This is a genomic window from Bacillus cereus group sp. MYBK245-2, assembly GCF_051916145.1.
GTDB lineage: Bacteria > Bacillota > Bacilli > Bacillales > Bacillaceae_G > Bacillus_A > Bacillus_A pacificus.
In genome coordinates, this window is record NZ_JBQAGB010000004.1 from 174,560 (window position 1) to 189,520 (window position 14,961).

Here is a 14,961-nt window from a genome sequence, read left to right on the forward strand (position 1 = left end):
CCCCTTGTGTTACTTATTACGTTTAATATAGTCTAATAAACGTTCAATATCCCACGTGTTAATCACGTTATCTTTTTGAATCCAACCTTTACGCGCTGCCGCTACACCTGTTTCCATATCTTCTAACATTTCAAGTGTATGAGCATCCGTATTAATCGCTACTTTTACACCAGCATCTTGTGCTTGTTTTAATAATTTCGCGCTTAAATCTAGACGGTTTGGATTTGCATTTAATTCTAAAACTGTATTTGTTTCTTTTGCGAGTTCGATTAATAAGTCTGTATCTACATCATAACCTTCACGGCGTCCAAGAAGACGTCCTGTCGGATGAGCAATCATTGTGACATGCTTATTCTCTAGCGCCGCACGAAGACGTTTCATAATCGTTTCACGGTCTTGTGAGAAGCTCGAGTGAATTGCTCCAATGACATAATCTAATTCTGCTAATACTTCATCATCAAAATCAAGCGAAGCATCCGGTAAAATGTCCATTTCAATTCCGCGTAAAATTGTAATGTCTGGATACTTTTCGTTCATACGTTCAATTTCTTTCGCTTGTTCACGAAGGCGCTCTTTCGTTAAACCGTTCGCTACTTTCAAGTATTGTGAGTGATCCGTAATTGCCATAAATTTATATCCACGAGCACGGCATGCTTGTACCATCTCTTCAATAGAAAAAGCACCGTCACTCCATGTTGTATGCATATGTAAATCACCTTGTATGTCAGAGAACTGAATTAAGTTTGGATACTCTTTAATTAATTCAATTTCTTTTCCATCTTCACGCACTTCTGGCGGGATAAATGGAAGACCGAAATGAGCAAAGAATTCTTCTTCCGTCTCGAATGTTTTCACTTCACCTGTTTCCAAGTTCTCCACGCCATATTCACTAATTTTCTCGCCTTTATCTTTTGCGATTTGACGCATTTTTACGTTATGGTCTTTTGATCCTGTGAAATGGTGAAGAGTTGTAATAAACTCTTCTGGTTTTACTAAGCGGAAATCAATCGAAATATCATATTCATATTGAAGACGAACAGAAACTTTCGTATCCCCGCTCGCAATTACTTCAATCATATTATCGAATTGTAGTAAATGCTCACGTACTGCAGCTGGTTCTGTCGTTGCAATAATAAAGTCTAAATCTTTCACTGTTTCACGAACGCGGCGCAAACTACCAGCGCGCGAGAAACGAATTACCTCAGCAATATTCGACAATTTCTCCTCTATTTCCCCGGCAATAGGCAATACCATCGCGATTGGTAAACGCTCTGGACGAGATCCTACTTGATCGATTGCTTCTAATATTTTCTCTTCTGTCTTCTTACCGAAACCAGCTAAAGCTTGTACTTTATTTTCCTCACAAACCGCTTTTAGCGATTCCATATCAACAACACCAAGTTCTTTATATAACTTAGCTACCTTTTTACCACCAAGGCCTGGTAATTTTAATAACGGTAATAAGCTACTTGGCACTTCTTTTTCAAGCTCTTGTAATACTTCAGATGTTCCCGACTCTATATATTCTTGAATAACTGCTGCTGTTCCTTTTCCAATGCCAGGAATCTTCGTGAAATCTTCAATCTCAGAAAGACTACGATCATCACTTTCTAATGCTGCTGCCGCTTTACGAAACGCCGATATTTTAAATGGATTCGCGCCCTTTAGTTCCATAAAAAGCCCGATTGTCTCTAATAATTTAATCACTTGTTTTTTATTTACTTTCATCATTGTCCCGCCTTTCTTTCATAGAAAAAAACTTCTCTTTCCGAAAAAAGAGAAGTTATACTCTGCTACCTGTCTGCCATAGTTCCTTCACCTTTTCAGAGAGAATCGGTGTATCGTCTACAATTATTTTGCTAATTGATGATTGTTGTAATGGTGTTTGTAATTGTTCAATCGGAAGAATGTTCCCAATGATAATTAAGACAAACAAAATAATATATACTTCTAAAAATCCGAGGATTGCCCCCGCAAACGCATTTACTTGCTTTAAAACCGGTATTTCTGCAAACATATTTAACAAATTACCAAGTAATGAAAGTGCAATTTTTGTGATAATAAACAATATGATAAACGCAAGCGCTTGATAAAATACTGTCTCAATATTATTTGCATCAATCCATTCTGGAACAGATACGTTTTTATCAAATGGATACGGAATAAATTTCGCAAGTGCTGGCGCTAAATCTTTACAGTACCAGTATGCAACAAGGTATGCGATAATAAAGCTTGTTAACTTTACAAGTTGCAAGATGAACCCTCTGCGTAAGCCGAGGAAAAATCCCATAACAAGCAGTAAAATGATAATAATATCAATCATGTTATTCCATTCCTTTTTTTGTCATACTTTCTTTCAATTTCTCATGTTCTTCTTTTAATTTTATGTAATCGTGTATGACGTTTACCGCCGTCAATACCGCTAGTCTACTCGTGTCAAGCGAAGGATTCTTGGCATTGAGTTCGCGCATTTTATCATCCACAATCGCTGCTACCATGCGGATATGACTTGTACTTTCATCGCCAACAACTGAATATTGCTGACCATAGATTTCTACATTAATTCGACTTTTCTTTCCCTTTTGTTGTGACAACTCACCGGCCTCCAATCACGTACAGAATCCTAAAGTTTATCATACCATGAACCTTCATAATATGGAAACAGAAAGAACAATCCGATATGATAAAAATAACAATATAAAAAAAGGGGCGACCATTATGTCAAATTCTATCGTAATTCAAACAAGTTCTACAGTAATTGAAGACATGAAACAACAATATAAACATTCGCTTAGCCCGAAAACTCCGCAAGGCGGAATCTTCATGGCAAAAGTGCCATCGTGCACCATTACAGCGTATAAATCCGGAAAAGTAATGTTCCAAGGTGGACGTGCTGAAGCAGAAGCTGCCCGTTGGCAAACTGTCTCCCAAACTCCAAAAACAGCTGTAAAAAAATCTGTCGATTCACACCGTTATGCACCGCCTGCTTCTATCGGTACAATGTCAATCGTAGGGTCAGATGAAGTGGGTACTGGTGATTTCTTCGGACCGATGACAGTAGTTGCTGTATATGTGGATGCGAAGCAAATCCCACTACTAAAAGAGCTTGGTGTAAAAGACTCTAAAAACTTAAATGACGAACAAATTACTGCCATTGCGAAACAACTTCTTCACGTTGTCCCTTACAGCTCTCTCGTCCTTCATAACGAAAAATATAACGAGCTATTTGATAAAGGAAACAACCAAGGTAAGTTAAAAGCTTTACTACACAATAAAGCTATTACAAACTTATTAGCTAAAATTGCACCTACAAAACCTGAAGGCGTCTTAATCGACCAATTTACACAACCTGATACATACTACAAATATTTAGCAAAACAAAAACAGGTACAGCGTGAAAATGTTTATTTTGCGACGAAAGGCGAAAGCGTCCATTTAGCAGTAGCCGCTGCTTCCATTTTAGCTCGTTACTCATTCGTAAAACAGTTTGACGAACTAAGTAAAAAAGCTGGTATGCCGCTTCCAAAGGGTGCTGGTAAACAAGTTGATATCGCCGCTGCTAAATTAATTCAAAAACTTGGTAAAGAGCGATTACCTGAGTTTGTGAAACTGCATTTTGCTAATACAGAGAAGGCGTTTCGCTTATTAAAATAGTATCGACAAAAACAGGAGCCTACAAACTCCTGTTTTTTGTTTCACCCTACTATTGTCCTTATAGTTTTGTTATAATTACAATATACAGATTATTCTAACATAGGAGGAGATTCCCATTGCTACTTCTACAAATGATTCTAAATATTTTACTAGGTAATCCACACGAAAGACAGTTTGAAATTAGAGAAAACATTCAGCTACTCAGTGAGCAACGAGAGTTCAACGATTTAATAGAGCGTTACGGCCGGTCTTTCTTATTAAACTTTCGGATTCGAAGATTTATCGGGAAACACGATGCCCGCTCGTTAATACATAATCCAGCAAAACTGCAACACTTTTGTGAGGAACTTGAATGTATGATTAGAAAAAAGAGGTTTTTCATATGAACGCTGTAAAAGTTAAAAAGGTACTGTATGCTTTCGTACACATCGTAGGTCCTCTTTCTTACCTCACTATTTCTACCATTTGGGGAGCTTTTTTCACTACTAAATCTACATTTGAAAATATATCTGATAATCTCGGCGTGATGGCCATCTATTACGTGTTCATAAGTTTACTGTGGTTTTTCTATTTAGATCGATTAGACAAAGATGTAGATAATATTACAAAAGAGATTCATGATAAAAAGATGTAATACATAAAAAAGGAGAGTCTTGGCGACTCTCCTTTTTTATGTTAGCTTCGTTTCTGCTTCTTATTAGATGAAGGTACTTTATGAGAACCTGTTTCATGTGTCGTCGTTCCTTGTCCTTCTACTTCTGGAGAACCTAGGCCCGATCTTGAATGATCTTTTTTCACTTTTTTACTCATTTTATATTCACCCCTTCGCGTTACTTTTTGCTACGAGGGAATAAACTATACAAAATAAAAAGCGAGAGGAAATCCTCTCGCTTTTTTCATATTTTAGAATTCAGAAGAACCTGGAGTTCTTGGGAATGGAATTACGTCACGGATGTTAGCCATGCCAGTGATGTACATTAGGAAGCGCTCGAAACCTAGACCGAATCCAGCGTGTTTTGTACCGCCGTATTTTCTAAGTTCTAAGTACCACCAGTAGTCCTCTTCGTTCATACCTAATTCTTTAATTCTGTCTACTAAAACGTCCATTCTTTCTTCACGTTGACTTCCGCCGATTAATTCACCGATGCCAGGAACTAGAAGGTCAGTAGCAGCCACTGTTTTACCGTCGTCATTTAAGCGCATGTAGAATGCTTTAATGTCTTTCGGATAGTCCGTTACGAATACAGGGCGTTTGAAGATTTCTTCTGATAAGTATCTTTCATGCTCTGTTTGTAAGTCAATACCCCATTCTACTGGGTATTTGAAGTCAGCACCTGATTCTTGAAGTACTTTAATTGCTTCTGTATAAGTGATGCGACCGAAGTCAGAGTTGATTACGTTGTTCATGCGCTCTAGAACTGTTTTATCAACGAAACTGTTGAAGAATTCCATTTCTTCTGGTGCATGCTCTAATACGTATTTCATTGCATATTTCAGCATATCTTCTGTAAGGTTCATTACGTCACCTAGTTCAGCGAATGCAATCTCAGGCTCAACCATCCAGAACTCAGCTGCGTGGCGAGTTGTGTTTGAGTTTTCTGCACGGAATGTAGGTCCGAATGTGTATACATCACGGAATGCTAATGCATAAGCTTCAGCGTTCAGCTGTCCACTTACTGTTAAGTTTGTTTCTTTGCCGAAGAAGTCTTTTGATTCATCAACTTGTCCGTCTTCGCCTTTTGGTACGTTGTTTAAATCTTGCGTTGTTACGCGGAACATTTCGCCCGCACCTTCTGTATCACTACCAGTGATGATAGGTGTGTGAACATGTACGAATCCACGCTCTTGGAAGAATTGGTGAATCGCAAATGCTGCGATAGAACGTACGCGGAACGTTGCAGAGAATGCATTTGTTCTTGGACGTAAGTGAGCGATTGTACGTAAGTATTCAAACGTATGACGTTTCTTTTGAAGTGGGTAATCAGAATCTGATAAGCCCTCAATATCAATTTTTTCTGCTTTAATTTCAAATGGTTGCTTCGCTCCAGGCGTTACAATTACTTTACCTTCTACTTTAACTGAAGAGCTAAGTGGAAGTTTTGCAATTTCTTTGAAGTTATCTAATTCTGTATCGAAAACGATTTGAACGCTTTTGAAAAAGCTACCGTCGTTTAATTCGATGAAACCAAACGCTTTTGAATCACGTAAGTTACGAATCCACCCTGATACTTGTACTGTTTGACCTGCGTATTTATCTGTATCTCTATACAGACTTTTTACTAATGTGTTTTCCATAGTGAAATTCTCCTTTGCTGATATATTTAAATACAAAAAAACCTTTCATCCATAAAGGGACGAAAGGTTAAACTTCGCGGTACCACCCAATTTGTCATAAAGACCAACTTTAACTCGTATGTAATACATACTTCCCGGTTTGTAACAGGCCGGATTCCCGTCTAAGTCTACTCTTGAATACAAGATTCAATTTCGGTTAGCAACTCCAAGGTGTTCTTCACATATACCGCCTCATCAGGCTTTCACCGTCCCTGACTCGCTTTGGATTATAGTATATACTACTTTTCCTTATCATCGTCTTTCATTTTGTTAAACTAAAATTAATGTACTACATTCGAGAGAAAGATGCAAGATGTCGGAAAATATATCGGCGATTTTTGTAATATATCGACTTATCGACATTTTCCGACAACCAATCCAATAAAAAAATCACCGGAATAAATCCGGCAATTTCTTATTACTTACGTAACTCCGCACCAAATTTCTCTTCTACCGCTGTTAATACACGGTTATGTGCTTCTGTTACTTCTTCGTCTGTTAACGTACGCTCTGGATCGAAGTAGTTCATAGAGAATGCAAGTGACTTCTTGCCTTCTTCCATTTTTTCACCTTCGTATAAGTCAAATAGTGTTACGTCTTTCAGAAGTTCCCCGCCAGCTTCAGCAATAACTTGCTTCATTTCGCCAGCTTTTGTTTCTTTCGTTACGACAACAGCCATGTCACGTGTCATGGATGGGAAACGTGGAATCGCTGAGTAGTAAGTTTCTTCTGCGTCTGCACCGAATACTTTTACAAGAGATAGTTCAAATACGAATGTATTTTTCACATCTAATTGTTTTTCTGCTTCTGGGTGCAATTGACCGATGAAACCAATTACTTCGCCATCTAATACGATGTCAGCTGTACGACCTGGGTGCATACCTTCACGTTTTGCTGGTGCATATGTGATTTGGTTTGAAACGCCAAGTACGTCGAATAGTCCTTCTAGTACACCTTTCATAACAAAGAAGTCTACTACTTTTTTCTCACCTTGCCATGCATGGTGAAGAGCAAGACCTGTCATAACACCTGCAAGATGTTGTTCTTCTTTCGGAAGTTCTCCTTCTTCTGTCGGTAAGAAGATAGAACCTACTTCGTATAAAGCAACACTGTCGTTTTTACGTGCAACGTTGTATGAAACTGCTTCTAACAATTGTGGTACTAAGCTTAAACGAAGTTGGCTACGTTCTTCACTCATTGGAAGTGCAAGAGCGACAGGCGCCTTTTCGTTTGGCTCAACCATATATTGTTTCGCTTTGTCAGTGCTTGTTAATGAATACGTGATTGCTTCATATAAACCAGCACCTTCTAAGAAGCGACGTACTTTACGACGTTTCGTTTGTGCTGATGTTAATTTACCACGAGTCATTGTTCCAGAAGGTAATGTAACTGGAATGTGGTCATAACCGTATAGACGGCCCACTTCTTCTACTAAGTCTTCTGAAATTGTAATGTCAGGACGACGTGCTGGTACATTCACGTGGAATGTTCCTTCTACTTCTGTGAATGGGAACTTTAAGTTTGTGAACATTGTACCCATTTCACTTGCAGAAATATTTGTACCTAATACACGGTTTACTTTGTCAGCAGTAACAGATACTGTACGCTCTTGTACTTGTAAGTTGTCAGCTTCTACTACACCTTCAAGCGCCTCACCGCCAGCGTATTTCGCCATTAAAGCAGCTGCGTGTTGAATTGCTTCAAATGTACGTGTTGGGTCGATTCCTTTTTCGAAACGCGCACTTGACTCACTGCGAAGACCTAAGTCTTTTGATGTACGGCGCACTGTTTGACCCGCAAAGTATGCAGACTCAATTAGAACGTTTACTGTCTCATTTGTAACTTCAGAATCCGCTCCACCCATTACACCAGCAACAGCTAAAGCTTTTGTACCGTTTGTAATGACAAGATGGTGGCTTTGTAATGTACGTTCTTGATCATCTAACGTTTCAATTTTTTCACCTTCTTTTGCAAGACGAACAACGATTTCTTTTGAACCTAATTTATCGTAATCGAATGCATGTAACGGTTGACCGTATTCCATTAAAATGTAGTTTGTAATATCAACTACGTTGCTAATTGGACGAATGCCAGCTGCCATAAGGCGCGTTTGCATCCACATTGGTGACGGACCAATTTTTACGTTCTTTACCATTTTTGCAATGTATAATGGGTTTTCTTCTTTCGCTTCTACACTTACAGAAATGTAATCAGCAGTTTTTTCTGCTGTTTCTTGTAAGTCGATAGCTGGAAGTTTTACTTCACGGCCATAAATAGCAGCTACTTCATATGCAACACCTAACATGTTTAAGCAATCTGCACGGTTTGGTGTTAAACCAAGCTCAAGTACTTCATCATGTAAGTTTAAAATTTCAAGTGCATCTGCACCAACTTCAGCGTCACTTGGGAAGATGAAGATACCATCTGCATATTCTTTTGAAACTAACTTTCCATCAATGCCAAGCTCTTGAAGAGCACAAACCATACCGTGAGAAGCTTCACCACGTAGTTTTGCTTTTTTAATTTTGAAATTACCAGGTAGTACAGCGCCAACTTTTGCAACTGGCACTTTTAAACCTTTTGCAATGTTAGCAGCACCACAAATAATTTGAACTGGTTCTTCTTCACCGATATCGATTAAGCATTTGCTTAACTTATCAGCTTCTGGGTGTTTTTCACATTCTAATACGTGACCAACTACAACACCTTTTACACCTTTATTTAATACTTCAACGCCTTCTACTTCAATACCACTTTTCGTGATTTTGTCTGCTAGTTCTTGTGCCGTTACATCTTTAATATCTACATACTCTTGTAACCAACGATATGATACGAACATACTTATCCTCTCCTTCCCTTACGCTCGTTTGAATTGTTGTAAGAAACGTACATCATTTGTATAGAAATGACGAATGTCATCTACGCCGTATTTCAACATTGCGATACGCTCTGCGCCCATACCGAATGCGAAACCTTGATATTCTTTTGAATCATAACCAGCCATTTCAAGTACGTTCGGGTGAACCATACCTGCGCCTAAAATTTCAATCCAACCAGTTCCTTTACAAGTGCCGCAACCTTTGCCGTGACACATCATACAAGAAATATCCATCTCTACAGATGGCTCTGTGAATGGGAAGAAACTTGGACGAAGACGGATTTCACGATCTTCACCGAACATCTTTTTCACGAATACTTGCAGTGTACCTTTTAAGTCACTCATACGAATATTTTTATCAATTACAAGACCTTCAATTTGCATGAACTGGTGTGAATGCGTCGCATCATCGTCATCGCGGCGATACACTTTACCAGGACAAATAATTTTAATTGGGCCTTTTTCTTTATTATTTTCCATCGTACGTGCTTGCACAGAAGATGTATGTGTACGTAGTAACGTTTCTTCTGTAATGTAGAATGTATCTTGCATATCACGTGCTGGGTGATCTTTCGGTAAGTTTAATGCTTCGAAGTTGTAGTAGTCTTTTTCTACTTCTGTTCCTTCCGCTACTTCATAACCCATACCGATGAATACATCTTCAATTTGTTCAACAACAGCTGTTAACGGATGGTGACAACCTGTTTCAACAGGACGACCTGGTAAGGTAACATCAATTGTTTCAGTAGCTAATTTCGCTTCAATTACTGCTTTTTCTAAGTTGCTGATTTTGTCATCTAGACGCGTTTGAATCGCTTCACGTACTTCATTTACTAATGCTCCCATACGTGGACGCTCTTCTGCTGATAATTTTCCCATGCCGCGTAATACTTCTGTAATGGGACCTTTTTTTCCTAAATACGCTACGCGTACATCGTTTAAGCCTTTTAGCTCTTTCGCTTCTTCAATAAGCTCTAACGCTTTTTGCTTTAGCTCTTTTAAACGTGCTTCCATTTGGAACCCTCCTAATTTTAAAAATAAAAAAACCTCGCTCCCAAAAAGGGACGAGGTAAATTCGCGGTACCACCCTAAATTGACAGAACATGTCTGCCCACTCATTAGTTATAACGATCAATTCTGACCGGAACGCCTTTACATATACATGGTCCTGGCGTCAACTCCAGAGGTGAATTCACTTCCGTCTACCATAAGAATGCTTTCAGTCTACGGCATTCTCTCCCTATATGGCGATTTTGTAAGCTACTCTTCTCTATCAACGTTTTTCGTTATTTAACTTTTAATATAATGTACTTCAACTTATTATAAGAAGTTTTTTATTTGTTCGCAACCGGGCTTTGCAAATAATACGTTAAAATCCCTGCTGCAACTGCAACATTTAATGATTCTGCCCCGCCGTAAATCGGAATATACAAGTTTTGATCCGTTTTCGCAAGAATTTCTTGACGTACGCCGTTTCCTTCATTTCCTACAATTAATGCAAAACTACCAGCTGGTGTTACTTCCCCGTACGGAACTCCATTTTCAAGAGCTGTTCCATATACAGGAACGTTATTTTCTTTTAACTTGTCTACCCATTCTTCTAAGTTCCCTTTTACAATTGGTAAGTGGAAAATAGAGCCTTGTGTAGAACGGAGTACTTTACTATTATAAACATCAACACAACCTTCTCCAAGCACAACGGCATGAATGCCAGCTGCATCAGCTGTACGAATAATCGTCCCTAAGTTACCTGGGTCTTGCAGGCCATCTAGTAAAAGAAACTTTCCATCAGCAAGAGCTACTTCTTTCTCATGCTTTTCACAGACAGCAAATACACCTTGCGTCGTTTCTGTTTCACGAAGTACTTTTACGATTGCTTCCGGTACGATATACATCTCTACATCATTAACTGTCCAATCTTTCGGAAGGTCTGTCTGATCTGAAACGATAAGTTCTGTTACAACTCCTACTTTTAAAGCTTCCTCCACTAAGTGGAATCCTTCTACAAAAAATAAACCTTTTTTATCGCGTTCTTTTTTCGTTTGCAGCTTTTTCCACTGCTTCACACGCGGATTTTGTACTGAATCAATGTTTTTCATAATATGTATTTCCCTCTCTTCTTGTCTTATCATTATAGCCTATTTTTCATACATATTTACATAAAAAAGAACAAAAACTAACGTCAGTTTCAATTCTGAAGAAGAGGTGAAAACAATGAGTTTTAATTTACGCGGTGCTGTATTAGCAAATGTATCTGGTAATACACAAGATCAATTACAAGAAACAATTGTCGATGCAATTCAAAGCGGTGAAGAAAAAATGCTACCAGGTCTTGGTGTTTTATTTGAAGTCATTTGGAAAAACGCCGATGAAAATGAAAAGCACGAAATGTTAGAAACACTAGAGCAAGGATTAAAAAAATAAGCAATTTGAAAATCACCTTTGCATAGGCCAAGGTGATTTTTTTTGCGGAAAAATTTTTTCTTCTCCTAAACATTTCTACTTTACTAACGAACTATGATGGAGTACAATGTTCAAAATACATTTAAACCGACCGATTTTCTTTATAGACACCATAAGATAAAGTGAAACTTTAATTAGTGGGGAGGGGTGTTCATCCCCACTAATTATTAGTTGAACCAATCGGGCTTTTACGGGCAGTTGATTCCTCACCTAACTTCCCCGTATTCGCTGAATTTTGAAGTAGGAATCTTACTGCCCGTTAAAGCGGGATAAAAGGAGTGAATGTTTTATGCACCGTATTACGCTTGAACAAATTTTTAAACACCATATTACACAAAAATACGTAAATCGTTCTGGGATGGTCCACGCGATTGCTGTCGCTTACCATGCGTTTCACTTAGCTAAAAAGCATCACGCCTCAGTCGATGCTGCTACAAAGGCTGGTTTCCTTCATGATATCGGACATCATACGTGGTACACAGGCGGCGAATGGGACTATGATTTATATAAAAAGAATGATATACACGCAATTAAAGGAGCAGAAAGAGCTCATAAATTGCTTATTAGATTAGGAGAGCACCCTAAACTAGCAAAAGAGATTTCTATCGCCATTCTTCTTCATACTGATTCTTTCTTAGTAGAACAAGAAATTGAAAGAACATCTCTTCAAAACATTATTAAATGGGCAGACGAAGCAGATGAAGAACCGGGCGGAGCGCATCATTATCGAACAATTTCTTATGAAAAAGCATTAAAAGCTATTCAACAGTTAGACCGTTTAGTAGAGCGTGAATTGCAAATAGAGCAATCAAAATCGAATAACAAAGCAGAACATAGTTATCAATAAGAAAGAGGCATCACTATAGGGTGATACCTCTTTTATTATTTTATGGAAAATACACCTTTATATGTAATATTTAAATGTTACACCCGAAAACAATATGCTTTACAATTAAATATACAAATATAAAGAGGTGATTTTACAAATGCAACCCGCTACACAACTTTCTAATGAACAGAAATACTCTATGTCATGGTTACAATTTATTAGCTCCGTTTTATTCGCTTTTTTCGGAACCGGACTTATTACTGTGTTCCTCGCAATGCCATTAACAATTTATACAGCTGGTCTCACAAATAAAAAACAAATTGCCCTGTACGAATCTATTGCCAATACCGCAAGTACCGTATTACAACTAGCCGTACTGTTATTCTTCATTTTTAAATTCGAACCCGCAAAAAAATTACTACTAAAATCTTTTAACTTTAAAGCACTGAAAGAATGGCGCACATACGTATATTTACTTCTTTTCTTCGTTATAAACATCGTACTCAATTACATACTGTTAAATTATGTGTTCCAAAATGCAACGAAGCAGCAATCTTCCGCACTAAGCTTAGACGTCTTTAAGCAATATCAAATATTATTGCTTCTCAGCTTCGCCATACTCACACCCATTTTTGAAGAACTTATTTTCCGTGGTTTTATACTTCGCTTCTTCTCAGAACGCTTTCCATTTTGGATCGCAGCCATCGTAACAAGTTTCTTCTTCGGTATCGCTCATACATACTCACTTGGGGTTATGGTAATTACTTTCTTCATGGGATTATTAATGGCTATTTTATGTAAAAAAACAAAATCCATTATTCCAGCTATGTTATTTCATATTATGAATAATATGTTGGCGTTCTTGAGTTAAAAAGAGGTATCATCGCGATACCTCTTTTATCATAACTTCAAACTCTTCTTCCGTTTACACAGAACATCAATGTAAAATTACTACGGTCTGTAAATATTAGCCTCAAAATATCATTTTTATTACAATGATGACTTTTTTGTATAAATATCCTATAATTTTTATATATAATTATAAAGTATAAAAGGATAGGTGATTCACTATTACACAAGCCACGCAACTAACTTACCCACAAAAACATCCTATGTCACTCTCACAATTTCTATTTTCACTCGTTTTTGCAATTTGGGGAACAGGATTTCTAGCCGACCTCTTTATAGGTCTTCCTACCGTTATTTATACAGAAGGTTTAACCAATCCAAAACAAATTGCTTTAACAAAATCACTTACTACTTTTGGGAAGAATTTATTTGTATTGTGCATTTTATTAATTTTAATTTATGCATATAAGCCATTAAGAAATTTAATTGTCCCAACACTAAACTTTACAGCATTAAAAAAAGTAAGCACATACATCTATATCATTCTTTTTTACGGACTACATATCGTTAATGATATATTTATAATTAATAATATTCTTCCTGATGCGGTAAAAGAGCAGTCATCCGCTTTAGACCTAGAAATGTTAAAACAATACAAACTATTATTACTAATAGGTGGCGCTATACTTGTACCTATTTTTGAAGAACTTATAGTCCGCGGTATTATTCTTCATTTCCTACTACAGCGTTTCCCATTTTGGATTGCAGCGCTTGGGTCTAGCTTCCTCTTCGGAATAGGTCATATATACTCAACTGGTGTGATGTTTAGTATGTTCATCATGGGTCTATTTATGGCCATTTTATGTAAAAAAACAAAATCCATTATTCCAGCTATATTACTTCATATTATGAATAATATGTTAGCCTTTTTAGGATAAAGAGAGGTATCATCACAATACCTCTCCTTACTCTTTTATCACAACTTCAAACTCTTCTTCCACATAATGCTTCATAAAGATTTCTTTATCTTTCTTCTTTAAATGATTTAATATATGTTCCATATCATTACTAATTTCTCTTTTAGTAGTATCGGTATGTACCGCTATTTCATCTATTTGATCTATTCCTTTTTCATTTACTGTCTTCGTATATTTTCTCGCATAATCGATATATTTATATTTTGTAATAGCTACAATCCAATTTTTTTAGAATATTTTTCTCTTCATCATACTTTTCAATATGATTCCAAATTGCCAATAACACATCATCCATCCATACATTCCTCTTGCACATCTTCAAACGAAGCTAAATACTTCTGAATAATACTTTTTATTAGTCCGCTGTACTGCTCGATAATAAAATATAATGCTTTTTCCTCCCTTTTCCTTAGCTGATTCACAACATTTTCTTCTGTAATTTTCATACGTCTCCTCCTCTCTCATGCTCTACATCTATTAATTCGTATCGGTACTACTCATTTCTATCAATTTATACATATTTGTTAATAATATCCAAAATAAACCTCATGTAGTAAAATATAACTGATTACAAAGAAGGAGATTATATATGTTGAGCTTACTTTGGATTGTTTATATGCCACTTCTTGTTTTATGCGGATTTTTCGGTGGTATTTTTTTAATTGTTACTAGCGTGAAACACCGTAAATTATTTGTCGGTTTAATGGGGCTACTTAGCTTTTCCTTTGTCACACTACCTTTTGTTTTTTGGGGCATGGGAGTGGAGAGCAATACAATCATCCCTATTTCAACTACTTTATATTGGATACTGTTTTCTTTAACTGGATTATTAGCAGGGATAAGTGGATTACAAGCCAAAATTAAAAGTATACGTAATATGGGATTCATTATTTTTACCGCTGGAATATTAGGGGTTATTTTCTGGGTGCTCATGTCTGTAGGTGATTCATTCTATATATAACATTTTTTGAAAACCA

Annotated in this window: 16 protein-coding genes, 1 pseudogene and 2 other annotated features; of the genes and pseudogenes, 8 read left to right on the plus strand and 9 right to left on the minus strand. The window is 37.1% G+C overall.

The window, feature by feature from the left end:
• Positions 1–9: 9 nt before the first annotated feature.
• Genes polX through zapA form a run of 3 tightly spaced genes read right to left on the minus strand, consistent with a single transcriptional unit; the run spans position 10 to position 2,594 of the window.
• On the minus strand, positions 10–1,728 hold the full coding sequence (gene polX / locus ACTFRN_RS09745; protein ID WP_000867537.1) for a DNA polymerase/3'-5' exonuclease PolX: 1,719 nt from the start codon (positions 1,726–1,728) through the stop codon (positions 10–12).
• A 55-nt stretch (positions 1,729–1,783) separates the two neighbouring features.
• Positions 1,784–2,323, minus strand: coding sequence for a CvpA family protein (locus ACTFRN_RS09750; protein ID WP_000565408.1), 540 nt, complete (start codon positions 2,321–2,323; stop codon positions 1,784–1,786).
• A gap of 1 nt (position 2,324) precedes the next feature.
• Complete coding sequence (gene zapA, locus ACTFRN_RS09755) at positions 2,325–2,594, minus strand: cell division protein ZapA (RefSeq protein ID WP_000082701.1); 270 nt, start codon at positions 2,592–2,594, stop codon at positions 2,325–2,327.
• A gap of 124 nt (positions 2,595–2,718) precedes the next feature.
• On the opposite strand from zapA, the gene rnhC reads away from it, so the two are divergent.
• The 3 genes from rnhC (at position 2,719) to ACTFRN_RS09770 (ending at position 4,288) form a co-directional block, all read left to right on the plus strand.
• Complete coding sequence (gene rnhC, locus ACTFRN_RS09760; RefSeq protein ID WP_000071611.1) at positions 2,719–3,654, plus strand: ribonuclease HIII; 936 nt, start codon at positions 2,719–2,721, stop codon at positions 3,652–3,654.
• A 116-nt stretch (positions 3,655–3,770) separates the two neighbouring features.
• Complete coding sequence (locus ACTFRN_RS09765) at positions 3,771–4,040, plus strand: hypothetical protein (protein WP_014893491.1); 270 nt, start codon at positions 3,771–3,773, stop codon at positions 4,038–4,040.
• Positions 4,037–4,288, plus strand: a complete 252-nt coding sequence (locus ACTFRN_RS09770) for a hypothetical protein (RefSeq protein ID WP_000994755.1) — start codon at positions 4,037–4,039, stop codon at positions 4,286–4,288. Before ACTFRN_RS09765 ends, ACTFRN_RS09770 begins: the two co-directional genes overlap by 4 nt.
• A gap of 41 nt (positions 4,289–4,329) precedes the next feature.
• Here the strand turns inward: ACTFRN_RS09770 and ACTFRN_RS09775 are convergent, their stop codons facing one another.
• The 5 genes from ACTFRN_RS09775 to ACTFRN_RS09795 form a co-directional block, all read right to left on the minus strand.
• Positions 4,330–4,464 carry a YuzL family protein gene (locus ACTFRN_RS09775; RefSeq protein WP_000039588.1) on the minus strand — a complete coding sequence of 45 codons (135 nt, stop codon included), beginning with the start codon at positions 4,462–4,464 and terminating at the stop codon, positions 4,330–4,332.
• Positions 4,465–4,557: 93 nt separating this feature from the next.
• The gene (gene asnS, locus ACTFRN_RS09780) at positions 4,558–5,949 is read right to left on the minus strand and encodes an asparagine--tRNA ligase (RefSeq protein WP_000432167.1); all 1,392 of its coding nucleotides are present in this window, start codon (positions 5,947–5,949) and stop codon (positions 4,558–4,560) included.
• A gap of 52 nt (positions 5,950–6,001) precedes the next feature.
• Positions 6,002–6,253, minus strand: a binding site (T-box leader).
• A gap of 153 nt (positions 6,254–6,406) precedes the next feature.
• Entirely contained in the window at positions 6,407–8,827 is a 2,421-nt protein-coding gene (pheT, locus tag ACTFRN_RS09785) for a phenylalanine--tRNA ligase subunit beta (RefSeq protein WP_000498165.1), read from the minus strand.
• Positions 8,828–8,845: 18 nt separating this feature from the next.
• Positions 8,846–9,880 (minus strand): phenylalanine--tRNA ligase subunit alpha, encoded by a 1,035-nt coding sequence (pheS, locus tag ACTFRN_RS09790; RefSeq protein ID WP_000388219.1) that lies wholly within the window; start codon positions 9,878–9,880, stop codon positions 8,846–8,848.
• A 43-nt stretch (positions 9,881–9,923) separates the two neighbouring features.
• Positions 9,924–10,152 (minus strand) — a binding site (T-box leader).
• A gap of 48 nt (positions 10,153–10,200) precedes the next feature.
• A complete protein-coding gene (locus tag ACTFRN_RS09795; RefSeq protein WP_016718637.1) occupies positions 10,201–10,998 on the minus strand; it encodes a TrmH family RNA methyltransferase in 798 nt (265 codons plus the stop codon).
• A gap of 82 nt (positions 10,999–11,080) precedes the next feature.
• Here ACTFRN_RS09795 and sspI point away from each other — a divergent pair, with 82 nt between their 5' ends.
• The 4 genes from sspI to ACTFRN_RS09815 all read left to right on the plus strand — a co-directional run bounded on the left by sspI (position 11,081) and on the right by ACTFRN_RS09815 (position 13,945).
• Positions 11,081–11,290 (plus strand): small acid-soluble spore protein SspI, encoded by a 210-nt coding sequence (sspI, locus tag ACTFRN_RS09800; protein WP_000009513.1) that lies wholly within the window; start codon positions 11,081–11,083, stop codon positions 11,288–11,290.
• 328 nt (positions 11,291–11,618) lie between these two features.
• Positions 11,619–12,176: an HD domain-containing protein gene (locus ACTFRN_RS09805; protein ID WP_000554788.1), complete on the plus strand. Its 558-nt coding sequence runs from the start codon at positions 11,619–11,621 to the stop codon at positions 12,174–12,176.
• 139 nt (positions 12,177–12,315) lie between these two features.
• Complete coding sequence (locus ACTFRN_RS09810) at positions 12,316–13,029, plus strand: CPBP family intramembrane glutamic endopeptidase (protein WP_001182127.1); 714 nt, start codon at positions 12,316–12,318, stop codon at positions 13,027–13,029.
• 241 nt (positions 13,030–13,270) lie between these two features.
• A complete protein-coding gene (locus ACTFRN_RS09815) occupies positions 13,271–13,945 on the plus strand; it encodes a CPBP family intramembrane glutamic endopeptidase (protein ID WP_049111603.1) in 675 nt (224 codons plus the stop codon).
• Positions 13,946–13,996: 51 nt separating this feature from the next.
• On the opposite strand, the pseudogene ACTFRN_RS09820 reads toward ACTFRN_RS09815, so the two are convergent.
• Positions 13,997–14,430 (minus strand): annotated as a pseudogene (locus ACTFRN_RS09820) (sigma-70 family RNA polymerase sigma factor); the annotation flags it as partial.
• A 143-nt stretch (positions 14,431–14,573) separates the two neighbouring features.
• Between ACTFRN_RS09820 and ACTFRN_RS09825 the strand changes: the two are divergent.
• Positions 14,574–14,945, plus strand: coding sequence for a hypothetical protein (locus tag ACTFRN_RS09825; protein WP_000950042.1), 372 nt, complete (start codon positions 14,574–14,576; stop codon positions 14,943–14,945).
• Positions 14,946–14,961: the final 16 nt, after the last annotated feature.